General features: G+C 70.1%; 16 protein-coding genes and 1 tRNA gene. 9 read left to right on the top strand and 8 right to left on the bottom strand.

Annotated features, from left to right (window positions below; translation table 11 throughout):
* The first annotated feature begins 148 nt into the window (after window positions 1-148).
* Window positions 149-721 (top strand): P-loop NTPase family protein, encoded by a 573-nt coding sequence (locus FB561_RS21170; protein WP_145809223.1) that lies wholly within the window; start codon window positions 149-151, stop codon window positions 719-721.
* Window positions 722-727: 6 nt separating this feature from the next.
* Here the strand turns inward: FB561_RS21170 and FB561_RS21165 are convergent, their stop codons facing one another.
* From FB561_RS21165 to FB561_RS21140, 6 genes are all read right to left on the bottom strand, one after another.
* Window positions 728-11929, bottom strand: coding sequence for a non-ribosomal peptide synthetase/type I polyketide synthase (locus FB561_RS21165; RefSeq protein ID WP_145809221.1), 11202 nt, complete (start codon window positions 11927-11929; stop codon window positions 728-730).
* A 515-nt stretch (window positions 11930-12444) separates the two neighbouring features.
* Window positions 12445-12990: a DUF1697 domain-containing protein gene (locus FB561_RS21160; protein ID WP_145809219.1), complete on the bottom strand. Its 546-nt coding sequence runs from the start codon at window positions 12988-12990 to the stop codon at window positions 12445-12447.
* Window positions 12987-13397, bottom strand: coding sequence for a RidA family protein (locus FB561_RS21155; protein WP_145809217.1), 411 nt, complete (start codon window positions 13395-13397; stop codon window positions 12987-12989). Before FB561_RS21155 ends, FB561_RS21160 begins: the two co-directional genes overlap by 4 nt.
* A 76-nt stretch (window positions 13398-13473) precedes the next feature.
* Window positions 13474-13545 (bottom strand) — tRNA-Val (locus FB561_RS21150).
* A gap of 20 nt (window positions 13546-13565) precedes the next feature.
* Window positions 13566-14042, bottom strand: a complete 477-nt coding sequence (locus FB561_RS21145; protein WP_145809215.1) for a peroxiredoxin — start codon at window positions 14040-14042, stop codon at window positions 13566-13568.
* A 7-nt stretch (window positions 14043-14049) separates the two neighbouring features.
* Entirely contained in the window at window positions 14050-14496 is a 447-nt protein-coding gene (locus FB561_RS21140; protein WP_145809213.1) for a DUF3052 domain-containing protein, read from the bottom strand.
* A gap of 297 nt (window positions 14497-14793) precedes the next feature.
* Between FB561_RS21140 and aceE the strand changes: the two genes are divergently transcribed.
* The 3 genes from aceE to FB561_RS21125 all read left to right on the top strand — a co-directional run bounded on the left by aceE (window position 14794) and on the right by FB561_RS21125 (window position 19836).
* Window positions 14794-17526 (top strand): pyruvate dehydrogenase (acetyl-transferring), homodimeric type, encoded by a 2733-nt coding sequence (gene aceE / locus FB561_RS21135; protein ID WP_238335185.1) that lies wholly within the window; start codon window positions 14794-14796, stop codon window positions 17524-17526.
* 151 nt (window positions 17527-17677) lie between these two features.
* Complete coding sequence (locus FB561_RS21130) at window positions 17678-19174, top strand: peptide MFS transporter (protein WP_145809209.1); 1497 nt, start codon at window positions 17678-17680, stop codon at window positions 19172-19174.
* 101 nt (window positions 19175-19275) lie between these two features.
* Complete coding sequence (locus FB561_RS21125) at window positions 19276-19836, top strand: hypothetical protein (protein ID WP_145809207.1); 561 nt, start codon at window positions 19276-19278, stop codon at window positions 19834-19836.
* Window positions 19837-19873: 37 nt separating this feature from the next.
* Here the strand turns inward: FB561_RS21125 and ykgO are convergent, their stop codons facing one another.
* On the bottom strand, window positions 19874-19996 hold the full coding sequence (ykgO, locus tag FB561_RS21120) for a type B 50S ribosomal protein L36 (RefSeq protein ID WP_145809205.1): 123 nt from the start codon (window positions 19994-19996) through the stop codon (window positions 19874-19876).
* Between the two features lie 73 nt (window positions 19997-20069).
* Complete coding sequence (locus FB561_RS21115) at window positions 20070-21080, bottom strand: pirin family protein (protein ID WP_145809203.1); 1011 nt, start codon at window positions 21078-21080, stop codon at window positions 20070-20072.
* Between the two features lie 139 nt (window positions 21081-21219).
* Here FB561_RS21115 and FB561_RS21110 point away from each other — a divergent pair, with 139 nt between their 5' ends.
* The 5 genes from FB561_RS21110 (at window position 21220) to FB561_RS21090 (ending at window position 26379) form a co-directional block, all read left to right on the top strand.
* Window positions 21220-22263: a PHP domain-containing protein gene (locus tag FB561_RS21110; protein ID WP_145809201.1), complete on the top strand. Its 1044-nt coding sequence runs from the start codon at window positions 21220-21222 to the stop codon at window positions 22261-22263.
* A 54-nt stretch (window positions 22264-22317) separates the two neighbouring features.
* The gene (locus FB561_RS21105) at window positions 22318-22872 is read left to right on the top strand and encodes a cysteine hydrolase family protein (RefSeq protein ID WP_145809199.1); all 555 of its coding nucleotides are present in this window, start codon (window positions 22318-22320) and stop codon (window positions 22870-22872) included.
* 42 nt (window positions 22873-22914) lie between these two features.
* Complete coding sequence (locus FB561_RS21100) at window positions 22915-24108, top strand: PucR family transcriptional regulator (RefSeq protein ID WP_420371359.1); 1194 nt, start codon at window positions 22915-22917, stop codon at window positions 24106-24108.
* Window positions 24109-24187: 79 nt separating this feature from the next.
* Complete coding sequence (locus tag FB561_RS21095; protein ID WP_145809197.1) at window positions 24188-25378, top strand: acyltransferase domain-containing protein; 1191 nt, start codon at window positions 24188-24190, stop codon at window positions 25376-25378.
* Window positions 25379-25380: 2 nt separating this feature from the next.
* Window positions 25381-26379 (top strand): beta-ketoacyl-ACP synthase III, encoded by a 999-nt coding sequence (locus tag FB561_RS21090; protein ID WP_145809196.1) that lies wholly within the window; start codon window positions 25381-25383, stop codon window positions 26377-26379.
* The last annotated feature ends 14 nt before the right edge of the window (window positions 26380-26393 follow it).

Here is a 26393-nt window from a genome sequence, read left to right as displayed (position 1 = left end):
TGAGTGTGAAGCCTTCGACAAGCCACACCCCAACCGGAGGTTCTCCTCACGTCAACCCCACCCCACCTGCCACCAACGTCTCGACCCGGTACAACTAGAGCAGTTGCGTCTTGGACCGCCAGGACCCGGCGACTCCAGAATCGGCGCCATGAGTACCTCGGGTCCATCACCACGCAAAGTCCTCATCGCCGGCCTGGGCGGATCGGGCAAGACGACGCTCGCTCGCCGGCTCGCGCCACTCCTCGGCCTGCCGCTGTACGAGCTCGACGCGCTGTACTACGGGCCCGACCTGCGGATGGCGCCCAGCTTCGAGGCCGAGATCGACCGGATCACGGCGGGCGGGGCTTGGCTGTTCGACTCGCAGGGACCGCCGGCCGATTCCGAGGCGCCACCGCGGATCCGCGAACAGCTGTGGACCCGGGCCGACACGCTGCTCTGGCTCGACTATCCGCGACGGGTGGTGGTGAGCCGTGCGGCCAAGCGGTCGGTCCGGCGGATCGTCACTCGGGAACGCTTGTGGCACGGGCACCGCGAGACCCCGTTGTGGTGGCTGCGGCCCGAGCACCCGATCCGCCGGTCGTGGCGGCTCAGCGCGGTACGGCATCGCGAACTCACCGAGCGGACCCGGCAGCCTCGCTGGTCCCACCTGGCCGTCGTCCAGCTGACCGATCCGCGAGCCACTTCGGAGTGGCTGGCAACTGTCGAGCGGACGCGGTGCTAGTACGGGTCAGTCCTTGAGCCATTCCGGTTCGGGGAGGCGGGCGCGGTCGAGCTTGCCGCTGGCGTCGAGCGGGAGATCCTCCAACGGGATCAGGTCGGCCGGGACCAGGTAGATGGGCAGCTCCTTGGTCAGCTCCATCATCAGCCTGGTCAGCACCGCGGGATCCCCGTCGGCCAGCACGACGTACCCGATCAGGCAGGTCTCGCCGCCCGGATCGGTACACGCGACCACGACCGCGTCGGTCACGCCCGGCAGGTCGGCGAGGACGTGCTCGGTCTCGCCCGGCTCGACCCGGTGGCCGCGGATCTTCACCTGGTCGTCGACGCGGCCGAGGTAGTCCAGCGTGCCGTCCGGACGCCAGCGGGCCAGGTCACGGGTCCGGTACAGCCGGCCGCCCGGATGCCCCGGGTCGCCGACGAACACGGTCAGCGTCTCGTCCGGCCGGCCGACGTAGCCGTGGGCAACGGCCAGGCCGCCGAGGTGGATTTCGCCGATCGCGCCGACCGGGACCGGCCGGAGTGCCTCGTCGAGCAACCGGACCACGACGCCGTCGATGGGCCGGCCGATCGACGGCCGGTCGTCGTCGGGGTCGACCCGGTGGATCGTGGTGACCACGGACGCCTCGGTCGGCCCGTACTCGTTGTAGAGCACGCAGTGCGGGTGCGCGGCGAGGAAGTCGCGGATCCCGTGCGTCATCACCATCGCCTCACCACCGGCGACGATCTCGCGCAACGCGGGCAGCTCCGGCATCTCCTCGAGCGTGGCCAGCAACGCGGTCAGCGGGGTGAACGTCATGAACAACCGCTGCACGGAGTACTCCGTGAGCGCGGCCAGCACCGCGTCCGGGTCGTACCGGTCGTCCTCGCCGATCAGCACCAGCGCGGACCCGGAGGCGAGCGCGGTGAACATCTCCTGCACGTGGACGTCGAACCCGAACGAGCTCCACTGCAACGTCCGCAGCGACGAGCGGGTCCGCAGGTAGTGCCGGATCAGGTTGACCGGGCCGCGATGCGGGACGAGGACACCCTTCGGGCTGCCGGTCGAGCCGGACGTGTAGATGCAGTAGGCAACGTCATCCGCGGCGGCCTGGACCGGCGGTGCCTGCTTGGCCCGGGCGTCCGCGTCGCCCGCGCCGACCGGGATCAGCCGCAGGCCGAGCCGATCCGCGAGCGCCGCGTCGTCCCCGACCATTGCGACCGCGGCCGCGTCGTCGGTCATGAACGCCCACCGCGACTCCGGCACGCCCGGGTCGAGCGGGAGGTAGGCGGCGCCGGACTTGAGCACGGCGAGGACTGCGATCACGAGCTCGGCGCTCCGGCCGACGCGGACCGCGACGACCTGGCCCGGCTTCACCCCGAGATCGACGAGCTGCCAGGCGACCGCGTTCGCGCGACGGTCGAGCTCGGCGTACGTGATCTCGCGGGCGCCCTGGATCAGCGCGATCGCGTCCGGCGTCCGGGCGACCTGCTGCTCGAACAACGTGTGCAGCCCGCTGAGTTCACCGGCCACGACGGCGTCCCGGCGGGACCGGCCGACCGGACCGGACGCGGGCGGCTCGCCCTCCAGTTCGCCGAGGAGGTCGAGGTCGTTGCCGATCGGGGCCATCAGCTCGGGCAGCGAGCGACCGAACTCGCTGGTCGCGCGACGCAGGACGGCTTCCAGGTACGCGAGGACGCGGACGATCGTCGACTCGTCGAACAACCCGGTCCGGTAGGTCGCGGTACAGGTGATCCCACCGGGCTGATGGGTGAGCGTGAGCCGGAGATCCAGGTCGGCCGCGAGCTCAGCGTCCGACGGCTCGAACTCGACGAGCACCTGGAACAGCGGATCCTGCTCGAGGACGGCGAGGTCGGCGCCGGCGTGGTCGAACGCGGCCGTCGTGGTCTCGCGGACGCGCTGCGCCAGTTCGCCGAGATCCGGCTCACCGGACAGGTCGAGGCGGAGCGGCAACGGCTTGGCGCCCTGGCTCCGCAGCGCGGCGGCGCCGATGGTGACGTCGTCCTGGGCGGCGAACCGGCCGAGCACGGTACCGACGGCGGCGAGCATCGTCATCAGCGGACTGACCCGGCGATCGCGGCTGAACGCGAACACGGCGTCGCCGAGCGCGGCGTCGAGATGATGCACGACTTCGGCCGTCGCGGATCCACCGGCCGGGCGCGGGCGATCCGTGGGGAGGACCAACGGCTGGGCGCCACTCAGCGCGGCCTGCCAGTACCCGAGGTCAGACTGCCGCTTGCTGTCGGTCCGCAGAACCGGTGCGGGGGTGGCGTCCTGCTCGGTGCCGGGGATCGGCGCCGAGTCCTGTCTTTCGTCCTGCTTCTGGGTGGCCGTGGCTTCGTCGAGTGCGTCGAGGACCTCGGTGTTCGCCGGCTTTGCCTGGTTGGGGTTTTCGGGCGGGGCGGTCGCGGCCAACGGGGTCGCTTCGGTCAGGAGGGCGAGCTGTTCGTGCATCAGCTTGGTGACGCCCTCGACCAGTTGGCTCGCGACGCGCAGCTGCTGCGACATCAGCGCGGCCATGCCCGATCCGGGGAGCTCGGCCTCGCTGGTCGCTGCGGCGGCCGCGTCGACCTTCGCCGCCAGTTCGGCGAGCCCGGAACCGAGAACCGCGAGCGCGGCCCGCGAGTCCTGCGGCTCCTCGACCGGGGCCGGCGGAGTGAGCAGGTCGAGGGGATCGACGGGGCCGCCCGGGTTCGTCCGCGAAGCCACCGCGGAGGCGAGCTGGTGCGGGGTCTTCAGCTCGTCGAACAACTCGCTGACCGCGACCTCGACGTCGAACCGCTGAGCCACCACCTCGACGACCCGCAGCATCGACAGCGAATCCGCGCCGAGCTCGACGAAGGTGTGGTCCACGGTGACGTCGTAGGGATCCAACCCCAATTGCTCACCCGTCAGGTCCAGGACAACGCCCAGCGCCTCCCGGTACCGCTCAGCCGCATCCAGAGCATCCGCCGCAACGTCCCCGGCGTCAGCAACCTCCGCGTGGGCAGCTCGGACTTCAGCAGCCTGTACTTCAGCGGTCTCGGCACCCTCTGCTTCAGTGGCCTCTGCTTCAGTGGCCCTTTCGTCAACAACCTCCGTGTCAGCGACCTGCGCTTCAGCACTGACACCCTCAGCAGCAGCAACCGCATGCTCGGAAGGTTCGGCTGCTACGTCCGCCGCGGCCATCTCGGCGCCCGGCTCCGCCGCCTGCAACGGACGGCTCTCGGCCTCAGCGGCAGGGGTCGCCTTCGCGGATACCGCCGCGGCCTCGCCCGGCACGCCGGCCTTCGCGTCGACGTCGGCCTTCGCGTCGACTCCGGTCTGGATGGCCTCGGCGGCGCGTTGGGACTTCTTGCCGGTGACCAGCTTCACCTTGACTTCGGTGCCTGCGGCAACCTCTGGGACGGTCGGGCGCACGGTGGCCGGCCGGTCGTGGTCGTCGGCCGGGATGGCGAACGGGGAGCTGTCCGGCTCGGCCGGCTCGACCTCCGGCTCGGCCGCCTTCGCGCTGGCCGGCGGCGGGTCCAGCGGGATGCGCTTGAGCGATCCCGACGTCCGCTCGACCGGGCGCTCCTCCTCCACGGCCGGCTGGTGGATCCGCGCGACCGGGCGGGCGCTCGGGTCGACCGGGTGGTGGATCCGACGGAACGGGTACGTCGGCAGCGGAACGCGCCCACCGTCCGGGTACACCTTCGACCAGGTGATCTCTGTGCCCTGCAGATACAGCTCGGCGAGGCCGTTCATCGTCGCGAGGACGGGGTCCTGGCCGAGACGCTGGGCCGGGATCCACGTGCTGTTCGGGGCGATCCGGCGGCCGGCCGGGCTGAGTACGGCGTCCGGGCCGAGCTCGAGGAAACGACGGCAGCCGGCCGCGGTCAACGCCTCGACCGCGTCGCCGAAGAGCACCGGCTGGCGCAGTTGCCCGACCAGGTAGTCGCTGTCGAGGATCGTGCCGCTCTCCAGCAGTTCACCCGACCACGACGACACCATCGGCAGCCGCAACGGCTTCAGCTTGATCCCCGCGACCACGGCCGCGAAGTCCGCGAGGATCGGGTCCACCAGCGAGCTGTGGAACGCGCGATCCACGTCCAGCCGCTGCCACGCGACCTCGAGCCGGTCGAGCTGTTCGGCCAGCTGCCCGACGATCACCTCGGACCCAGCCAGGACGAACGACTGCGGACCGTTGCCCGCAGCAACCTCAACGCCTGGCGTCTGCGCCAGCTCCCGCACTCGATCCGCGTCGGCGCGGACCGCGACCATCGCGCCCGGCACGGTACCGCGCTGCATCAGCTCGCCGCGCTTGGCCGTCAACCGGACGCCGTCCGCCAACGACAGCGCGTCGGCCACGCACAGAGCGGCGTACTCGCCCACGCTGTGCCCGACGACCAACGCGGGCTGCACCCCGAACGACTGCCACAACCGCGCCAGCGCCAACTCGAACGCGAACAACGCGGGCTGCGCCGTCTCGGTCGGCCAGACCCCGTCGGTACCGGCGGGGGTGAGCAGCAGGTCGAGCAGGCTCCCACCGAACTCCTCGGCGTACACCTTGTCGCACTCGTCCAGGACGGCCCGGAACACCGGGAACCGGGAGGCGAGCGCGGCCGCCATCCCCCGACGCGCCGCGCCCTGGCCGGTGAACGCGTACCCGAGCGGACCGGGGCCACCCCGCGGTACCTCGGACGCGATCGCCGTCCCGAGTCCCTCGGCCAGCTCGCGCTCCGACGATCCGGTGACCGCGATCCGATGCCGATGCGCCGGCCGGCCGAGCGCCGCCGTACTCGCGAGGTCGATCAGGCGATGCCCGGTGCCGTCCTCGAGATCGGTACCGAACAACGCCGCGAGATCGGTCAGGCCATGCGAATCCGGCGCCGACAACGGAAGGACCACCGGTCCGTCGTCGCCGCGGCGAACCTGGCGCGGCGCCTCTTCGAGGATGACGTGTGCACTGGTGCCGTGGGCATCGAGTGCGCTGACGCCCGCGCGCAACGGGGTCCCGGACTCCCAGTCGCGGACCTCGGTCCCGATCGTCAGCGGGCCGCCGGCCAACGGGAGCTCGGGATGCGGCTTGTCGACGTTGATCGTCGGGACCAGGGTCCGGTGCTGCAGCATCAGCACGGTCTTGATCAGGCCGGCCATCCCGGCGGCGCTGTCCAGGTGGCCGATGTTCGGCTTGACGGAGCCGATCGTGCAGAAACCCACCTTGTCGGTGTGCTTGCGCAATGCGGTCGACAACGCGCGGAACTCGGCGACGTCGTCGGCAGCCGACCCGGCCGCGTTGGCCTCGAGATAGCTGATCGACTCGGCCGGTACGCCCGCCTTCTCCAGCGCCCGCTCGACGAGCTCGACCTGCCCGTCCCCGTTGCTCACCGCGGAACCCCGGATCACGGCGTACACCGTGTCCCCGTCCGCGATCGCCTGGTCGAGCCGCTTGAGCAGTACCGCGGCGACACCGTTCCCACCGACGGTCCCGTCGGCTCCCGCGTCGAACGCCCGCACCTGCCCGGTCGGCGACATGATCGACTCGGGGGTCGCGTGATAAGCCGTTGCCTGCGGCACGTGGACAGCGGCGGCACCGGCGAGCGCGAGATCCGCGTCCCCACTGCGCAAGGCCTGACATGCGAGGTGCACGGCAACCAACGACGAGGACGACGCGGCCTGGACGCCGATCGCGGGCCCGGTCAGCCCGAGCCGGTACGCGACCCGGGTGGCGAGGTTCTCCCCGGCCTGGTTCTGCTGGGCGTACAGGTTCATCCCGGATCCGGCGAAGATGCCGATCCGCCCACTCGGCCCGGCGTACCCACCGTGTTCGAGCGCCTGCTGGCAAACCTCCAGGAACAACCGCTGCGCGGGATCGGTCAGCTCGGCCTCGCGTGCACTGAGCCCGAAGTAGGCGGCATCGAACGACTCGACGTCATCCAGCGCGCCACTGACGGCAACCAGCTCGTCGTCCCCGAAGGCCTCACCGCCGCCCCGAACCTCATCCGGAGCGAACCGGCGAATGCTCTCGACCCCACCGACCAGGTTGTCCCAGAACTGCTCCAACCCATCAGCCCCGGGCAGCCGCGCGGCAAGCCCGACAACGGCGACGGCATCGCCTTGTCCAGCAGCACTAACGGCCTTCGCCCGGGTCGCAACGGGTTGCTCGACGGCGGCCCGCTCGGGCGCGGGGGCGGTCGGCAACTCGTCGACGACGGCAGCTTCATCAACGGCGGGCGCCACAACCAGCCCATCGCCAACACGATCCTTGAGGGGTGCCGCGCCGTCGGCAACCTGGTCATCAACAGCGTCGCCTTCAGCCCGCGCGACCTGCTCCACCGGGCTGTTCTGGTTGCGCTCAGGAACCTCACGCACTGCGGCAGTACCAACCGGCGCGCTGACCCCAGCAAACTCCGCCGCAACTGGCTGCCCGCCCTCCGCCCGCCTTTCGGGAGCCCGCGCAGAACCGTCGACAGCCCGCTCGAACTCAGCAGCAACCGGCCCGCGACGCACCTCCGCAGTGCCAGCGGACTCATCGTCAGTCCGTACACCACCGCGCGCCTCAGCAAGCGAACCCGCCCGCGTCCGCGTCGGCGAAGCAACCTGCTTGTCGCCAGCCAGAACAACAGGCCCATCGGCAGACGCATCCGCCTCAGCGGGTACTCCACCTGGCACGTCGTCGGATGTCACCGCATCTGCGTCGCCGGACTCGCCTGCTACCGCATCAGCGGATACCGGAACGATCGCGGCGTCAGCGGACGCATGCGCCTGAACCTCGGCAGCTCGCTCGCCATCGGCAGCACTCGCCTCGGCCTCAGCGGTTCCGTCCGCCGTCGGGTCGTCCGACTGCTCTTCACTGGCCGCGACCTCTTGCGCCTCGGCGGGTGCAACAGTCTGCACATCCTCAGCTTCGGCATCCGACTCGTCGTCAGTGATTCCGTCCCCGCGCACGACAGGAGACTGCTCATCAGCATCGGAGGGCTTCTGCTCATCGGCATCGGATGCCGTCTGCTCATCAGCGGAATCATCTGCCCGAGCGGCGACAGACGCCGTCTCGCTCCCGTCGTCGGCAGGGACACTCTCCTGCAGGTCGGCACGAGGTTCAGCGCTGCCCGTTTCCTCAGCGCCCTCGCTAGACGGCTCGTCCGAGGTCCCAGCGAGCTGCTCCCCAGAACCAACGACCTGCTCGCCTCCCGTACCGGCGACCTCCTCGGCACCGGCAGGCCGCTCACCTGCCGCACCAGCAAGCTCCTCCGGACCGACAGGGTGCACACCCGCTGCACCGGAGACCTCCTCCGGACCGACGGGCTGCTCACCTGTCGTACTGGCGAACTCCTCGAGACCGACGAGCTGCTCACCAGCCGTACGGGCGAGCTCCCCGGACGCGGCGAGCTGCCCGACTCCGGTACCGGTCGTCTGCTCCCCGGGCGCAGTGACAGGCCGCGCCTCGGCAGAATCAGCCAGCTCTTCGTCAGCCGTGCCGGCGTCCAGCGCGTCAGGCTCACCGGCAAACGGCTCCTCTGCGGCATCCGCCTGCACATCCGCCGAACCGTCAAGCTGCTCGTCGGTCGTCTCGGCGTCCTGCTTGTCCGACGCGCCAGCGGTCCGGTCCTCGGCGGTAGCGCTTGCCGCTTCCGCCGCGCGAGCGAGCTGCTCGTCGGTCGTCTCGGCGTCCTGCTTGTCAGGCGCCTCGGCGAACTTCTCGTCCGGGGCTACCGCCGGACCAACCAGCTCGTCGGCCATGCCGGAGTTCTGCTCGTCCTGTGCATCGGCGAGCTGTGGCTCCGCGGCGGTCGGCTGTTCCACCAACGAACCAGCCAACAGCGCCTCCGTGGCGCCGACGGACGACTCGTCCTCGGAACCGGCGGCGATCTGGTCTGCCGTACCAACTGGCTGCTCTTCCGTCGCACCGACGGGCTGCGCGTCCGTGGTGATGGCGGCCAGCTCGTCCTTACCGGCGAGAGGTTCGACGTCTGTCGACGCGGCCGAGTCGGCGAGAGTTACGCCAGGCGCTTCGGCAAGGCGCTGATCGTCGAACTCGGCCGGCAGCTGAGCGTCGGCTGGTACGTCGGGGGTTGCGCTGGCGTCGGCGGTGGTTTGCGCGGCTGCGGGATCGGCCGTCGTGGCGTCCGTGGTCGCGGTCGGCAGACCGTCGGCCGGCGCCTCCGACTCGACATCCGCGAGTACCTCCGGCTGGTCGTCCGTAGTTGCTGCGGACAGACCGTCGACGCTCAGCTCCGGCTCGGCGTCCGCGGGTACGTCCGGCTGAGCGTCAGTCGATACCGCCGACTCAGCGTCCGCGGGTACGTCCGGCTGATCGTCAGTCGATACCGCCTGTACGTCCGGCTGAGCGTCAGTCGATACCGCCGGTACGTCCGGCTGAGCGTCAGCTAGTACCTGTGGCTGGGTGTCGGCCGGGACGGCTTCCGTTGGTTCGGACGGAGCTGCAGAGGCCTGTTCCGCCGAGGTCGGAACCTCGGCCGGTACGTCCGCGACTGCTTCCGGCAGGCCGGGCACCTCATCGTCGGTGTTGCCTGGAGCAGATGCGGCTTCTGCAGCTTCGGCAAGCGCGGGGGCGTTCGTGTCGGCGGAGGGCTCGGCGTCCGCCGGTGCGGTTGATTCGGTGTCCTGCGTGGCCGGCTCCGCTGCCGTCACCTCGTCCGCAAACTGACCGTCGGCAGGTACCTCTGGCTCGGCGCTCTGCTCGAGCGTGAGCGCGCTCGCGTCGGAGGACGGTCGAGCGTCGGCGGGTCCAGCCGGGTCGGCTTCCTGCGTGGTCGGCGTCGACGCAGCCGACCGGGCCTTGGATTTGATGGCAGGGAGGACTGTGGTTTCGGCGTCATCCAGCTGAGCCGAGGCTGCCTGCTCCGATGCGGTAGACGCCTCAAGTGTCGCCGCGCCGTCCGGGGCCGGTGCTTCAGTGGACACCTCGTCGGCTGCTTCCACGAGCGCCGCCGACTGCCCATCGTCGGTCAGCCGAGTACTGTCCGTCGGCTCGGCACTGTCCGTCGGCCCAGCGCTCTCGGTCGACCCAGCGCCCTCGGTCGGCTCAACGCTCTCGGTCGGCTGAGCGCTGTCGGTCAGCTCAGCGTTGTCAGTCAGCTCAGCGTTGTCAGTCGGCTCAGCGTCGTCGGCCGGCTGAGCTGCTTCGGTTTCCTGCGTCCCGTCGTCCGACGGTGCAGCAGTGTCGGATGCCTGGGCGTCGGCAAGCTTGGACCTCACAGCTGGAAGGAGCGTCGTCTCGGCATCGTCCACGGCCGCGGCACCACCCGCGTCGGACTCGGACGGCGGCGTGGAGAAGGCCTTGCCGTCGAAGAAGTGCTCTTCCTCGTCGGGCTCCTCGTCCTCGCGACTCCCGCCCAACGTCGGGCGTTCCGGCGGCTTCGGGATGGATTCCTTCAGCTCACGACGCCACGCCAGCCGCACCACCGGCAGCTCCGTGGTCCGCTCGCTCGGGTCGTCCTCCTGGACGCGCGCGGCCGGCTCAGGCACCGGACGGTCGAGTGTGCCTTCGATCAGTCGCTGCTTGAGCAGCGGCCGGATGACCTTGCCGCCGGGAGTCGTCGGGAAGTTCTCCCGCGGCACCGGCACCGGCTGAGCGGTCAGTCCGAGACGTTCGTACAGCACCAGGCGAATGCCCTCGGCAACGGATTCCGGCGACTCCGGCGTGACGGCGTAGAACACGACCAAGCGGTCCGACCCGGTCCCGGGGTCGGCGACACCACAGGCCGCGACGAGGCCGTCGACCGTACCGGGGACGGCGCCGGCGAGGGCTTCGAGGTCGTGGGCCAGGTGGTTCTGGCCGTCGAGGACGATGCGGTCGCTGTCCCGGCCGGTGATGACCACCTGGCCGCCGGTGATGAACGCCTGGTCGCCCGTCGCCAGCCACTTCCGGGCCGGCCAGTTGCCCGCGGGGAACGCGGCGCGATCGGCGTCCGGGTTGCCCAGGTACCCCGGGGTGACGCGGGCGGAGGCGATCTGCAGCTGACCGATGCGGCCTTCGGGCAGGACCGCGCCGTTCGGGCCGACGATGCGGACCGTCGTCCCCGGTGCCGGGGCGCCCACCGAGACCAGGCTCAGGACGCCGGGTGCCTCGGTCCGCGCCTTGCCTGGGCGCGCGACGGCGACCTTGCCCGGGGTCGTTGCCTGGTCCACCCATTCGACGGCACCGGACGCGGAGATCCGGACCCGGTGCACGTTCGGCGTCAGGCCGGGCCGGGCGAACGTGATCCCGGTGACGGTCTCGGTCATCCCCCAGGCCGCGACGAAGGTCTCCGGAACGACACCGAAGCGGTTCGTCAGCCGGAGGAACTCGCTCGTCACCGGCACCGTGATCTGCTCGCCGCCGCTGACCAGGCTGCGCAACGCTGACAGGTCCCAGTGCCGGTCCGGGTCCTCCGCGATCGCGCCGGTCACCAGGCGGTAGCCGAAGTTCGGCGCCCAGGAGTGGTTCACCCGGTGCTGGTCCATCAGGTCGAGCCAGCGCAGCGGGGCGGCCCGGATCCAGTCCGGGCTGACGTGGATGTTCGTGCAGCCGGTGAAGACGGGCAGCAGGTGGTACAGCAGGAACGCGCCGCTCTGGTCCAGCGGCAGCCAGTTCAGCGTGACCTGGCCCGGCCGGACCGGCAGCATCGCCGGCGTCCCGGCGGCGAACTCGACCAGGCCGCGGTGGGTCAGCTGGATGATCTTCGGCGTACCGGTGGTGGTGCCGGACGACGTCATCAGCAGCGCGACGTCGTCGGCGGCCGGGCGGTGGTACTCCGAGGTCGGCTCGTGTCCGGCGAGCGCGTCCGGGTCGAGGACGGGCAGGCCGAGGTCGTCGGGCAGGTCGGCGGGGCGGCCGATCAGGACCGTCCAGCCCAGCAGCTCGGTGATCCGGCGGAGCCGCTCGCGGCCCTCCTCGGACCGGTCGCCCTCGGGAGCCGGTGCGATCGGCAACGGCCTGATCCCGCCCAGCGCACAGGCCCAGAACGCGGCGAAGAAGCCGACCGGCTCGGTGCAGTGCACGACCGCTGGGTCGCCCGCGCGCACGCCGTTCGCCCGCAGGCCGGCCAGGATCCGCGCGGCCAGCTCGAGCAGGGTCGGGAAGTCCAGCCGGGTCTCGCGGCCGTCCGGGCCGATCTCGACCACGCCGGCCGCACCGAAGTCCCGCGCCGCCCGCAGCAGCGCGCTGGGCAGGTCGCGGGGATAGCCGGCCGGGATCATCAGGGCCGGTCCGGTACTGATCGCCGGCCGGTCCACGCCGTTCCTCACCACGCCGATCCCACCACCAGCACGGCCGGGGCCGAAAGGGGCAGTCTGCAGTGCGAGAAGAGGTCGGGGCGGAGGGGCTGGGCGGGGGCAGAGCTGGTCTTCCGAAGCTCGGAGACGCCTGTCAGTCGGCGACCCACGGACACGTGCCTCCCCAACTGGACGGAGCCGGGCTCAGGGCACACCCGTCTCGCTCTCACCGACAGAACAGGCCCCGTTCCGCCGGACGGAACCACGCCGCGCACCGGTCCGAACCGGGTGCGTCATCGTGCCGACCGACAGCCGTGAACCCTACCAGCCGCGAGCCGGGCCGGAGGAGTCCGATCGGGACAGCCGATGGTTAAGAAATCAGCGGCCGTCACCACCTGGACAACGAGCGGGCGGCGTGGACGACACGGCTGACCGGGAAGGAATCTCGACCGGTGAGAAGGGGCGGACGCAATGGGGCGCTCCGGGAACAGGCGACCAAGGTTGAGAGGCTTGTTCCAGCTTGGGGTCGGTCTTGGATCGGCCGGCAATCAACCTGGGGTCGTGGACAGCTCGAGCAGCCGTGTTGTCGTGCGCCAACTGCGTACAGTCATCTGTCGGAAGACAGGCAGGCTCATGAATCGGGTGATGCGCGTTTTTCTTGCCTGTGCTGCTACACGCGAGAAATAGAGCACATCAGCACCGGGAGTGATTGAGTCCACGCCCTCTCGCAGTTCGGGCATCTGTTGCATCGCGGCTTCGACGGTCAGGGGTCGTTTCAGAAAGAACACTTCGCTCCGCAGCTCTTCGGAGTCGTGCCCGTCAGGAGCATTGGCGACCGTTCCGGCCAGATCATCTTTCGACCGGACCACGGTGGGAATCGAGATACCGAATCTCTCGGAGAGCAAGCCGTCCAGCCTGGCTTCCAGCTCAAGGCCGTCCGTCAAGTCGGTATCGAACAGGACATTGCCGCTTTGTAGATGCGTCCGCACATTCAGGTACCCGGATTCCTCGAAGCACTCGACAAGCGCGGGCATTCCGACCGGGTTTCGTCCGCCGACGTTGATCCCTCGAAGCAGGGCAACGTACGAGGTCATCGGCGGCTCACGGCGGCGACCACGGCGATCTCGACCAGCGCACCCGGAACTCCAAGGGCTGAAACGGTGGCACCCGTAACAAGTGCCGGTTCGTTGCCGGCGAGTTCAGGAGCGATCGCGCGATATGCCGCACCAACATCGACACCGTCCACGAACAGCACCGTCCACTGCACAACATCAGCGAACGTGGCATCCGCAGCGGCAAGGGCTGTCTTGACGTTCTCCAGGGTTCGAACAGACTGTGCCGCGACATCGCCCTCACCAACCAGTACGCCGTCGGCATCGACGGAGTTCTGACCACCGACGTAGATTGTCGTTGCGCCGGGCGGGATGACAGCGACATGACTGAAAGCCGGGCTTTGCACCAGACTCGGCGGGCTGAGACGTTTGATCGACACGTTCGTCATGCTACGTAGTCGCAAGATCACCGGCCAGCCCCAGCAGGTACGCCCGAGACCGGCCGAACCCGTAGGACACTTCGGGTGGGTGCTGAGGGGATCGAACCCCCGACATCTTCCTTGTAAGGGAAGCGCTCTACCGCTGAGCTAAGCACCCGAAGACCGCGAGCGCGCAGTCTATCCGAGATCGAGACCCAGACTCGCCAACGCGTCGGCGTAGTCGTCGACGCTGCGGGCCTCCCCGATCGGATTGACCACGGACCAGCGGATCACGCCGCCGGGATCCACCACGAACGTCCCCCGCACCGCGGCCCCCCGGTCGGCGTCGAACACGCCGTACCGGGACGCGATCGCGCCGTGCGGCCAGAAGTCGCTCAGCAGGCCGAACTCGAGCCGCTCGGCCTCGGCGTACGCGCGGAGCGTGAACATCGGGTCGCACGAGACGGCCAGGAAGTCCGCGGCCGCGAGCAGGTCCGGGCGGTCCCGCAACGCGCCCAGCTCGCTAGTACAGACACGGCTGAACGCGTACGGGTAGAACACCAGCACCACGGCGCGCCGGCCCCGGTGGTCCGAGAGCCGGAACTGTTCGCCGTGCTGGTTCCGGGCGGTGAAATCCGGTGCCTGACTGCCGACCGCGGGGACGGCAGTGGTCACCGCGACGTCACTTCTTGACCCGGGGCGACTTCGGCATCACCAACTTGGTGGCGGACCAGTTCTCGGTCACGGTCAGGCTGCTGGTCGTGGACAGACCGGCCGTCGGCGCCGCCTCGGCGATCTCGCTGGCGTCGACGTACCCGTCCCGGCCGACCTTGGGGGTCATCAGCCACACCACCCCGCCGGCCTTCAGGTCGGTCAGTACGTCGAACAGGGCGTCGACCAGGTCGCCGTCGTCCTCCCTGAACCAGAGCAGCACGGCGTCCACGACGTCGTCGGTGTCCTCACCGGCGAACGCCTCGCCCGTCATCGCCTGGATGGCGTCGCGGAAGGCGTCGTCGCAGTCGTCGTCGTAGCCGAGCTCCTGCACGACCGTGCCGCTCTCCAAACCGAGCCGCGCAGCCATGTTCGGCTCGCCGCCCTTGTCGTCCGCGTGGTCCGCGGTCGCGCTCACGTGTCCTCCTCCGTCGTCCCCGTCTGGCCGGGGCTAGGCGTCAGTAGCAGTAGTCCATCGTGGCCTACCGCGTCGCGCAAGTATGCACGAGGGTTCCGTGACGTGTCCGGTATCCGCGTGGCGCAGACTGTGCGTGTCCGGTATGACATGGTCGCCCGGACCGGAACCTGCAGCGGAAGGGACGCAAAGTAGAACGCATTCCGAACAGGTGACAGGATTGCTTGGAGTACCTACTAGACAGAACGGCAGGACACCGTGGCTTCCGGACACGAACCACCAGCCATCATCACCGAGGGGATGCCGACCCAGCTCCCCGACATCGACCCCGACGAAACTCGTGAGTGGGTCGAATCGCTCGACGCGGTCCTCGACGAACGGGGCAAGGCGCGAGCGCGCTACCTGATGCTCAAGCTGATCGAACGGGCCCGGGAGCGACAGGTCGGAGTGCCCGCACTGCGGAGCACCGACTACATCAACTCGATCCCGCCCGAGCGCGAGCCGTGGTTCCCGGGAGACGAGCACATCGAGCGGCGGATCCGCGCCTTCATCCGGTGGAACGCCGCCGTGATGGTGAGCAAGGCCAACCGCAAGGGCCTGGAGGTCGGCGGCCACATCGCCACCTACCAGTCCGCGGCCAGCCTGTACGAGGTCGGGTTCAACCACTTCTTCCGCGGCAAGGACCACCCGGGCGGCGGTGACCAGGTCTTCATCCAGGGTCACGCCTCCCCCGGCATCTACGCCCGCGCCTTCCTCGAGGGCCGGCTGTCCTCGGACCAGCTGGACGGGTTCCGCCAGGAGGTCTCGCGCGGTCCCCGGAAGGGCCTGTCGTCGTACCCGCACCCGCGGCTGATGCCGGACTTCTGGGAGTTCCCGACCGTCTCGATGGGGCTCGCGGCGCTGGACTCGATCTACCAGGCCCGGTTCAACCGGTACCTGCACAACCGTGGCATCAAGGACACCAGCCAGCAGCACGTCTGGGCGTTCCTCGGCGACGGCGAGATGGGCGAGCCGGAGTCGCTCGGCGCGATCGGCCTGGCCGCCCGCGAGGAGCTGGACAACCTCACCTTCGTGATCAACTGCAACCTGCAGCAGCTGGACGGTCCCGTCCGCGGCAACGGCAAGGTGATCCAGGAGCTGGAGGCGTACTTCCGCGGCGCCGGCTGGAACGTGATCAAGGTCATCTGGGGCCGGGAGTGGGACTCGCTGCTCGCGCAGGACCACGACGGCGCCCTGGTGAACAAGATGAACACCACCCCGGACGGCCAGTTCCAGACCTACTCGGTCGAGTCCGGCGAGTACATCCGGAACAACTTCTTCGGCGGCGACCAGCGGCTGCAGCAGATGGTCAGCAACCTGTCCGACGAGGACCTGCGCAAGCTGCCCCGTGGTGGGCACGACTACCGCAAGGTGTACGCGGCGTTCAAGAGCGCGACCGAGCACGTCGGCCAGCCGACGGTGATCCTGGCCCAGACGATCAAGGGCTGGACGATCGAGGCGCTGGAGGGCCGGAACGCGACCCACCAGATGAAGAAGCTCACCTCGGACGACCTGAAGGCGTTCCGCGACCGGCTGTACCTGCCGATCGAGGACAAGGACCTCGAGGACGCCTACAACCCGCCGTACTTCCACCCCGGCACCGACTCGCCGGAGTACCAGTACATGATGGAGCGGCGGCACCAGCTCGGCGGTTCGCTGCCGGAGCGCCGGGTGCAGCCGAAGACGTCGCTGAAGCTGCCGGACGACACGGTGTACAAGCCGCTGGCCAAGGGCAGCGAGAAGACGCCGGTGGCGACCACGATGGCGCTGGTCCGGCTGTTCCGCGACCTGATGAAGGACCCGGAGATCGGGCACCGGATCGTGCCGATCGCGCCGGACGAGTACCGGACCTTCGGGATGGACTCGATGTTCCCGACGGCGAAGATCTACTCGCCGCACGGCCAGCAGTACGAGGCCGTCGACCGCAACCTGCTGCTGTCGTACAAGGAGCACGAGACCGGTCAGCTGCTGCACGAGGGCATCAGCGAAGCGGGCGCGATGGGCTCGATGATCGCGGCGGGTACGTCGTACGCGACGCACGGTGAGCCGATGATCCCGTTCTACATCTTCTATTCGATGTTCGGGTTCCAGCGCACCGGTGACTCGCTGTGGGCGTTCGGCGACCAGCTCGGCCGGGGCTTCCTGATCGGCGCGACAGCCGGCCGGACCACGCTGACCGGTGAGGGCCTGCAGCACGCCGACGGGCACTCCCCGCTGCTCGCCTCGACGAACCCGGCCGCCGTGCACTACGACCCGGGCTTCGCGTACGAGGTCGCGCACATCGTCAAGGACGGCCTGCGCCGGATGTACGGCTACGGCACCGACGAGAGGCACCCGTACGGCGAGGACGTGTTCTACTACCTCACCGTCTACAACGAGCCGGTCGCGCAGCCCGCGGAGCCGGAGAACCTCGACGTCGCGGCCCTGCTCAAGGGCATGTACCGCTTCAGCGAGTACCCGGCCGCCGAGGGCGACGACGCGCCCCGGGTCCAGCTGCTCGCGTCCGGCGTGGCGCTGCCGTGGGTCCGCAAGGCGCAGGAGATCCTCGCCGAGGAGTACTCGGTGGCCGCCGACATCTGGTCGGTGACCTCGTGGAACGAGCTGCGGCGTGAGGCCGTCGCCGCGGAGGAGCACAACCTGCTCCACCCGGAGGAGGACGAGCGGGTTCCGTTCGTCACCGAGCAGCTGAAGGACACCAAGGGCCCGGTCGTTGCCGTCAGCGACTACATGCGCTCGGTCCAGGACCAGATCTCCCGCTGGGTGCCGAACGACTACACCTCGCTGGGGACCGACGGCTGGGGTCTGGCCGACACCCGGGCGGCGGCGCGCCGGCACTTCCAGGTCGACGCCGAGTCGGTCGTGGTCGCGGCCCTGGAGATCCTGGCCAAGCGCGGCGACGTCAAGCGCGAAGTCGCCGCCGAGGCCGCCCGCAAGTACCGGATCGACGATCCGACCGCGGTCGCCGGTGTGAAGCAGGAGGGCGCGGGCGCCTGACGCACAGCAGCAAGGCCTGAAGGGTCGTCCACCGTCGAGGTGGGCGGCCCTTCGGCTTGCCGGTGGGTTTTCCCACCCCGTTTCGTGGTTGGGAAGTGCAACCAACTACCGTCGGTCCGGTACCTGTTCGCTCTACCAGGAGTAATCGACCGTGTCCGCACCGCAATCGTCCGCAGCCGGCGAGAAGACTTTTCTCGGCCATCCGCGCGGGCTGATGACGCTGTTCACCACCGAGTTGTGGGAGCGCTTCAGCTACTACGGGATGCGGGCCATCCTGCTGCTGTACCTGACCGACCAGGCGTACGGGCTCGGGCTCGGGCAGTCGCTCGGTGAGGCGGTCGTCTCGATCTACGGCGCCTCGGTGTACCTGCTGTCGGTGCTCGGCGGCTGGTTCGCGGACCGCGTCTTCGGGGCCCGGAAGACGGTGCTCTACGGCGGGTCCGTGATCGTGGCCGGGCACCTCTGCCTGGCCCTGCCGGCCACCGCGACGGCGTACGCCGGGATCGCGCTCGTTGCCCTCGGCACCGGGTTGCTGAAGCCGAACGTGTCCACCCTGGTCGGCACCCTGTACGAGGCCGGCGACGACCGGCGCGACTCGGCGTTCTCGATCTTCTACATGGGCATCAACATCGGCTCGTTCACGGCGCCGTTCGTGGTCGGGTTCCTGCGCCGCGAGTTCGGCTTCCACGTCGCGTTCGCGGCCGCCGCGGTCGGGATGACGCTCGCGCTGATCGCGTACCTGCTCGGCCGGCGCACCCTGCACGGCCGCGGCGACACCCCGCCGAACCCGCTCACCGCCGAGGACCGGCCGACGATGCTGAAGATCAGCCTGGCCGTGCTCGCGGTGCTGGCGGTCGTGTTCGCCTGGTCGGCGTGGCGGTCCGGCGGGATCGGGCCGAAGCCGGTCGTCGACGCGATCTCGTACCTGTGCTTCCTCGCCCCGATCGCGTACTTCGTGATGCTCCTTCGCAGCCCGCTGGTCACCCCGGTCGAACGGCAGCAGGTGCGGGCGTACATCCCGTTGTTCGTCGCGGCGATGTTGTTCTTCATGCTGTTCGAGCAGGCGGCGACGACACTGACCACGTTCGCGGCAGACCGGACCGAGCTGGACCTGTTCGGCATCACGATCTCGCCGGAGTTCTTCCAATCGGTGAACCCGTTCACGATCATCGTGCTCGCGCCGGTGTTCGCGGCGATCTGGATCAAGCTCGGCGACCGCGGACCGGGGCTGGGGCAGAAGTTCGCCACCGGGCTGCTGCTGGCCGGGATCTCGTTCGCGGTGATGGCGCTGGCGTCGTCGATCACCGGGACCGGTCTCGCCTCGCCGTTGTGGCTGGTGCTGGTGTACGTGATCCAGACGCTCGGCGAGCTGTTCCTCTCCCCCGTCGGCCTGGCCGCGACGACGGTGCTGGCCCCGAAGGCGTTCCTCAGCCAGATGATGGCGCTGTGGTTCCTGGCACCGGCCGCGGGTCAGGCGATCACGGCCCAGCTGGTGCAGGCGACCGAGGACGCGTCGGACACGGCGTACTTCGGCGGGCTGGCCGTGGTGACGATCGCGTTCGCGGTCATCCTGTACTTCCTCTCGCCGTGGATCCGCCGGCACGCCGACCCGCGGAAGCTCTCGGCGCAGGCGCGACAGCAGCACTGACCGGACGGGCGTCTCGCGAGTGCGAGGCGCCAACCGTCGGAGGGAGGCGCTTCACCCCCACGGGTGAGGCCGCACCGGTCGTCCGGCCAGAGGCTTGGACCATGACGACGACCTTTCGCGGGACCCAGCGCCGGACCAAGGCCGGAACCGAGCGACCGGTACCGCGCTGGGCTCTCGTCCTCGCCCACGTCATCCCGCTGCTCACCCTGCCGTCCGGACTGTGGCGCCTCGGCCTGGCGGCTGGTTCGTCGATGGGGATGCTGGACGACGCCGGCAACCCGGCTCACGTCCACGGCTGGGAAGTCTGGTACATCGTCGGCCTCAGCCTGTTCTCCGAGGCGGTCGCGCTGACCGCGTTCGGCCTGGTGAAACCGTGGGGCGAGGTCGCGCCGCGCTGGATCCCGCTGATCGGCGGACGAAGGGTGCACCCACTCGCCGCGGTCGTCCCGGCGACTCTCGGCGGACTAGGGCTGATCGCGATCTGGACCTACGGCTTCCGCGACGCGTTCAGCGGCGACTTCATCCCCTTCGCCACCGACGCCGGCGCCGCCCTGATGATCGCCTGCTACGCGCCCCTCCAACTGTGGGGACCAGCCCTCCTCGTCCTCACCTGGGCGTACTACCGCCGCCGCACGCGCGAGCACGCCGGGACCCTCGACTAAGGGTCAGGGCTGCTCGCGCTGTACCGACGCTGGTTGGTCAGGCCTGGCGGGACTTGAAGCGGGGGTCGCGGCGGTTGATCACGTAGACGCGGCCCTTGCGGCGGACCACCTGGGCGCCGGGCCTGGACTTCAGGGCTCGGAGTGAACGACGGACCTTCATGGCTCCTCCTTCGATCGGCTGACCGACTCAACACCGGAGGACGCCTTGATGTTCCCGCTGGATGAACGTCCTCTCAGCGGGACCGTGGGCGGGGTTTGAGGCGAGTGGCCGGGAGCGGTGGGGCGGGGAGCGGGTCGCCTTCGTAGCCCCGGACGACCGGGAAGCGGGCCGAGCCGCCGGACTCCAGGGACGCCATCCAGTCATTGCGTGCGGCAACCACCTCGTCGTGGTCGCGGCCGATGAAGTTCCACCACATCACCAGCTGCTCGTCGAACGGTTCGCCACCGAGCAACAGGCAGCGCGCGCCCTCCGCCGACGCGGTCACGTCGATCGCCTCGCGCCCCGTCCCGAAGTACGCGAGCTCGCCGAACCCCGGCGCCAGCTCCCCGGCCGAGAGCGACCCCTCGACCACCAGGACGCCGTACTCGAACTCGGGGCTGAGCGGGATCGTGACCGTCCAGCCCGGCTCGATCGTCAGGTCTGCGCCGACGAGGGGTGAGTACGCGGGAGCGGGCGAGGTGACTCCGCCGACGGCGCCGACCATGACCTTGGCACGGGCGCCGTCCAGCTCGAGGACCGGGAGGTCGGCGTACGCGTTGAAGGCGGGGGTGACCGTGTTCCGGACCGAGTCGGGCAGCGCGACCCACAGTTGGACACCGTGCAACCTCGGCGGCGCGGCCGGCGACGACACCTCCGAATGCGCGATGCCCGGACCCGACGTCATGATGTTCAGCTCGCCGGGCCGGACCAGGGCGTGCGAGCCCGCGCTGTCCCGATGCTCGATCTCGCCCTCCAGCAACCAGCTCACCGTCTGCAGGCTGGTGTGCGGGTGCGGTGGGACGAGCATGCCGCGCTCGCCCGGGACGCCGTACGAGTCGACCCTGCTGGTCAGGTCCTCCGGTCCGTAGTGGTCCACGAAGCACCAGGCGCCGATCATCCGGCGGTTCTTGTTCGGCAGCAGTCGGCGGACCGTGGTGGTCCGGCCGAGGACGACGTGCCGCGGCTCCAGCAGTTCCAGGACCGGTCCGTCGACGCCGGGAGCCTCGACGACCAGTTCGGCCGGATCCTTCTCCAGATCGCTCATAGGGACGAGTATGACCGCGCTCCGGTAGTCCGGCGGCCGATAACCGGTTGTTCCACCGCTGACCCTGGTGCAGCACGTCAGGGATCCGACAACCCGCCAGTCGCCGGGAATGGTCCGTGCCGCACGTCATGATGGGGAGATGAGCGACAAGGCAGGTGTTGCGGACGCGGTCGAGGCACTGCGCGCGATCGGGTACTACCTGGAACGCGACCGGCAGCCCACGCACCGGGTGAAGGCGTACCGGCGCGCCGCCGACACGATCGAGGCCCTGCCCGCGGCCGAGGTCCGGGCCCGCCGCCGGGCCGGTACGTTGACCGAGCTGCCCGGCATCGGTCCGAAGACCGAGGCCGTCATCCTCGAGGCGATGGACGGCACCACCCCGTCGTACCTGGTGAAGCTGGAGGAGGCGGCCAGCGAGCTGACCGAGACCGGGACGGCGCTGCGCTCGCAGTTGCGCGCGGATCTGCACCTGCACTCCGACTGGTCCGACGGCGGCAGCCCGATCGAGGAGATGGCGCGGACGGCGGCACGGCTCGGGCACAGATACATCGCGCTCACGGACCACTCCCCCCGGCTGACCGTGGCGAACGGGCTGTCCCGCGAACGCCGGCTCCAGCAGCTCGAGGTGGTTGCCGAGCTCAACAAGAAGCTCGCCGACGAGCTGGACGGATTCACCATCCTGAACGGGATCGAGGTCGACATTCTCGAGGACGGCTCGCTCGACTGCGACACCGAGATCCTGGCCCGGCTCGACGTGGTCGTCGCCAGCGTCCACTCCAAGCTCCGGATGCAGTCCGAACCGATGACCGAGCGGATGGTCCGCGCGATCGCGAACCCGCACGTCGACGTCCTCGGGCACTGCACCGGCCGCCTGGTCACCGGGAACCGCGGGACCAGGCCGGAGTCCGAGTTCGACGCCGAGGTGGTCTTCGAGGCCTGCCGCCAGTTCGGGACGGCGGTCGAGATCAACTCCCGCCCGGAACGCCTGGATCCCCCGAAGCGGCTGCTGTCGATGGCGGTCGAGACCGGGTGTGTCTTCTCCATCGACACGGACGCGCACGCCCCGGGCCAGCTGGACTGGCAGGTGTACGGCTGCGAACGCGCCGAGGAGTGCGAGGTCCCGGCCGACCGCGTGATCAACACCTGGGAGTCCGGCAAGCTGCTCGACTGGACGAACGCCTGATTTCTGTCCCCGGCCGGGTCTAGGGTCCGAAGTACCGATCTCCGGGGAGGAACCATGGCCACACTCGAGAACCGTCCGCACCAGGCGCTGGTCGTCATCGACGTCCAGAACGGCGTGGTCAGCGGCGGTCACCACCGCGACGCCGTCGTCGCCAACATCGCCACCCTGGTCGACCGGGCCCGGCAGGCCGAGATCCCGGTGGTCTGGGTCCAGCACTCCAGCGAGGAGCTCGCCAAGGAGTCGGAGCAGTGGCAGATCGTTCCCGAGCTGAAGCCGGCCGACGGCGATCCGGTGGTGCACAAGACCTGGGCCGACTCGTTCGAGGAGACCGACCTCGAGGACGTCCTCGCCGGGTTGCGGGTCGGGCAGCTGGTCGTGACGGGCGCGCAGACCGACGAGTGCGTGCGCTCGACCCTGCACGGCGCGATCGTCCGCGGGTACGACGCAACCCTGGTCGAGGACGCACACACGACGGAGGACCTGAGCGAGTACGGCGCCCCACCACCGGACCAGGTGATCGCCCACACCAACCTGTACTGGAAGTACCACCGCGCTCCGGGCCGGACGGCGGGCACGGTGGAGACGAAGGACGTGAGCTTCGGGAAGTAGCAGGCGGGTCCCCCGGAGGACGTGGGTAGGGTCTGCAGCGTGGTGACGGGTACGGGTAAGGCCCATCTGGCGCGCGCCGACCGGTTGCAGAAGGCGACCGGGGCGTTGGCGACCGCGGCGATGGCCGCGATGGACGATGAGCTGCCCTGGTTCGGGCAGCTGTCGGCGCAGGACCGGTCCTGGATCGGCCTCGTGGCCCAGTCCGGGATCACCGCCTTCGTCGACTGGTTCCGGGATCCGGAGGCGCACTCGTCGATGCCGACCCGGATGTTCGGGTCGGCGCCGCGGGAGTTCACCCGGGTGATCAGCCTGCACCAGACCGTCGAACTGCTCCGCACCACGATCGAGATGATCGAGAACACGATCGGCGACCTGCTGCCCGAGGACGACGTCCCCGTGGTCCGGGAGGCGATGCAGCGGTACGCGCGGGAGGTCGCGTTCGCCGCCGCGACCGTCTACGCACAGGCCGCCGAGATGCGCGGTGCCTGGGATGCCCGGCTGGAGGCGCTGGTCGTCGACTCGGTGATCCGCGGTGAGGCGGACGAGTCGGTCCGGTCCCGCGCGTCGGCCCTGGGCTGGACCGGGACGGCGAACTCGGAGGTCGCCGTGGTCGTCGGCCGCGCGCCGTCGTCGGACACGGGCGGCACGAACGTGGCCGACGCCGTCCGGCACGTCGCCCGGGAGTCGGGTGCCGACGCGTTGTGCGCGATGCAGGGCGACCGGCTGGTGGTGGTACTCGGGGGTACGAGCAAACCTGTCGAGACCGTACAAAGACTGACCGACTTCTTCGGACCGGGACCGATCGTCGTCGGGCCGGTCGTCCCGGACCTGATGGCGGCCGTGACGTCGGCGCGCGCGGCCGTCGCGGGACTCCGGGCCGCACCGGCCTGGCCGGCGGCGCCACGGCCCGTGCAGGCCGACGAGCTGCTCCCCGAGCGGTCGTTGTCGGGTGACGGTCACGCGCGGCGACAACTCGCCTCCGACGTGTACGGCCCGCTCACGTTGGGCGACGGGGTCCTGCTCGACACCGTCTCGACGTACCTGGACTCGGGTGGTTCGATCGAGGCGACGGCCCGGGCGCTGTTCATCCACCCGAACACGGTCCGGTACCGGCTGAAGCGTGTGGGCGATCTCACCGGGTACTCCCCGGCGAGTCCCCGCGACGCTTTCACGTTGCGTGTCGCACTGACCTTGGGCCGCCTGCTCAACCCGGACCCCGGATCGTCGATTTTGTAGAATTCCTACAAAGTCGGGGCAGTAGAATTCGTGCGGCGTCCCGGCCCGCGAACGGCCCCGGCTCAGGGAGAGTTGTCACGTGCTCGTCATCGTCGCGCCCGGACAGGGCGCCCAGACCCCAGGTTTCCTCGAGCCGTGGCTGGAGGACCCCGCGTTCGAGAGCCGGCTGCACTGGCTCTCCGCGGTGGCCGGCCTCGACCTCGCCCACTACGGCACCCAGGCGGACGCGGAGACGATCCGCGACACCGCGATCGCCCAGCCGCTGCTGGTCGCGTCCGGCCTGCTGGGGGCGCTGTCGGTCTTCCCGCACCCGGCGGACGCGTTCGCCACCATCGGCGCCGCGGCCGGCCACAGCGTCGGCGAGATCGCCGCGGCGGCCGGGGTCGGCGTGATCAGCGCCGAGCAGGCGATGGTGCTGGTCCGTGAGCGCGGCAAGGCGATGGCGGCCGCCGCGGCCCAGACCGCGACCTCGATGACCGCGGTGCTCGGCGGCGACCGCGACGAGGTGCTCGCGAAGATCGCGGAGCACGGCCTGACCGCCGCCAACGACAACGGCCCCGGCCAGATCGTCGCGGCCGGTACGGTCGAGGAGCTCGCCGCGTTCGCGGAGGACCCGCCCGCCAAGGCCCGCCTGGTCCCGCTCTCGGTGGCCGGCGCCTTCCACACCAAGCACATGGAGCCCGCGGTCCAGACCCTCGACCGGTACGCCGCGGCCGTCAGTACGCACGACCCGCGGACCCGGCTGATCTCGAACCGGGACGGCCAGGTCGTGCACGACGGTCGCGAGGTGCTCCACCGGCTGGTCCAGCAGGTCAACTCGCCGGTCCGCTGGGACCTGTGCCTGCAGACCATGGCGGACCTGCAGGTCACCGGCATCCTGGAGATGCCGCCGGCCGGCACCTTGACCGGTATCGCCAAGCGCGCCCTCAAGGGCGTCGAGACGTTCGCGCTGAAGACGCCGGACCAGCTGGACGACGCCCGCACGTTCGTCGAGAAGCACGGCAGCCCGTCGGAGATCGACGCGTCGCCGACCTGGCGCCTGCTGGTGGCACCGTTGAAGGGCACCTTCACCCGCGAGGGCCGGGTCCGCCGGGAGTCCGGCGACACGGTCGAGGCGGGCGAGGTGGTCGCCACCGTGAAGAGCCTCCGCGACGAGCTCGAGGTCCGGGCCCCGCACGGAGGCATCGTGGTCGAGTGGCTGGCCGAGGAGGGTGACCCGGTCGCACCCGGTCAGCCCCTGGTCCGGCTGCACCCGAGCGGGGGAAACTGAACATGACCGGCACCATCACCACCGCCACCGGCTCCACCCACACCGCGGTCCTCGGCCTCGGGTCGTACCGGCCGCGCCGGGTGGTACCGAACGCGGAGATCCTCGAGCACATCGAGTCCAGCGACGAGTGGATCCGGACCAGGTCCGGGATCCGCGAACGCCGCTGGGCCGAGGCCGACGAGACCGTCCTGATGATGTCGGTCGAGGCGGCGAAGTCCGCGCTGGCCGACTCCGGGATCGACCCGGCCCAGATCGGCTGCGTCGTCGTCGCCACCGTCACGCACCTGTACCAGACCCCGGCGATCGCGACCCGGATCGCCACCGAGATCGGGGCGCCGACGGCGGCCGCGTTCGACATCTCGGCCGCTTGCGCCGGGTTCTGCTACGGCGTCGCGCTGGCCAGCGACCTGGTCCGGGGCGGCAGCGCCAAGTACGTGCTCGCCATCGGCGTGGAGCGGCTCAGCGACCTCACCGACCGGACCGACCGCAGTACGGCGTTCATCTTCGCCGACGGTGCGGGCGCGGCCGTCGTCGGTCCGGCCGAGGAGCAGGGCATCGGCCCGGTGGTGTGGGGCTCCGACGGCAGCCAGCACGAGCTGATCAGCCAGAAGGAGTCCTGGCAGGAGGCGGCCGGCAGCTACAACTGGCCGCATTTGCGGATGGACGGCAACCCGGTCTTCCGGTGGGCGGCGTTCGAGATGGCCAAGGCGGCCCAGCAGGCCCTCGACGTCGCCGGCGTCAGCGCGGACGACCTGGACCTGTTCGTCCCGCACCAGGCGAACATGCGGATCACCGACGCGATGCACCGCGCGCTCAAGCTGCCCGCCCACATCAAGGTGGCCCGCGACATCGAGCGGCAGGGCAACACCTCGGCCGCGTCGATCCCGCTCGCGATCAGCGCGATGCGGGAGAACGGTGAGGCCAAGAGCGGCGACCTCGCCCTCATCATCGGCTTCGGCGCCGGGCTGGTGTACGCCGCCCAGGTGATCCGGCTGCCGTAACCTCCAGCTGTCCG

Origin of the sequence: Kribbella amoyensis (assembly GCF_007828865.1) — a bacterium.
Taxonomy (GTDB): Bacteria; Actinomycetota; Actinomycetes; order Propionibacteriales; family Kribbellaceae; genus Kribbella; species Kribbella amoyensis.
This window is presented reverse-complemented; position numbering and strand designations above follow the sequence as displayed.

Bases quoted from the DNA above. Each gene is read 5' to 3' on its own strand.
- FB561_RS21170 (WP_145809223.1), top strand. From the start codon at position 149: ATGAGTACCTCGGGTCCATCACCACGCAAAGTCCTCATCGCCGGCCTG.
- FB561_RS21105 (WP_145809199.1), top strand. From the start codon at position 22,318: ATGGCCACACTCGAGAACCGTCCGCACCAGGCGCTGGTCGTCATCGAC.
- FB561_RS21090 (WP_145809196.1), top strand. From the start codon at position 25,381: ATGACCGGCACCATCACCACCGCCACCGGCTCCACCCACACCGCGGTC.
- FB561_RS21115 (WP_145809203.1), bottom strand. From the start codon at position 21,080: ATGAGCGATCTGGAGAAGGATCCGGCCGAACTGGTCGTCGAGGCTCCC.
- FB561_RS21160 (WP_145809219.1), bottom strand. From the start codon at position 12,990: ATGACCTCGTACGTTGCCCTGCTTCGAGGGATCAACGTCGGCGGACGA.
- aceE (WP_238335185.1), top strand. From the start codon at position 14,794: ATGCCGACCCAGCTCCCCGACATCGACCCCGACGAAACTCGTGAGTGG.
- FB561_RS21155 (WP_145809217.1), bottom strand. From the start codon at position 13,397: ATGACGAACGTGTCGATCAAACGTCTCAGCCCGCCGAGTCTGGTGCAA.
- ykgO (WP_145809205.1), bottom strand. From the start codon at position 19,996: ATGAAGGTCCGTCGTTCACTCCGAGCCCTGAAGTCCAGGCCCGGCGCC.
- FB561_RS21125 (WP_145809207.1), top strand. From the start codon at position 19,276: ATGACGACGACCTTTCGCGGGACCCAGCGCCGGACCAAGGCCGGAACC.
- FB561_RS21110 (WP_145809201.1), top strand. From the start codon at position 21,220: ATGAGCGACAAGGCAGGTGTTGCGGACGCGGTCGAGGCACTGCGCGCG.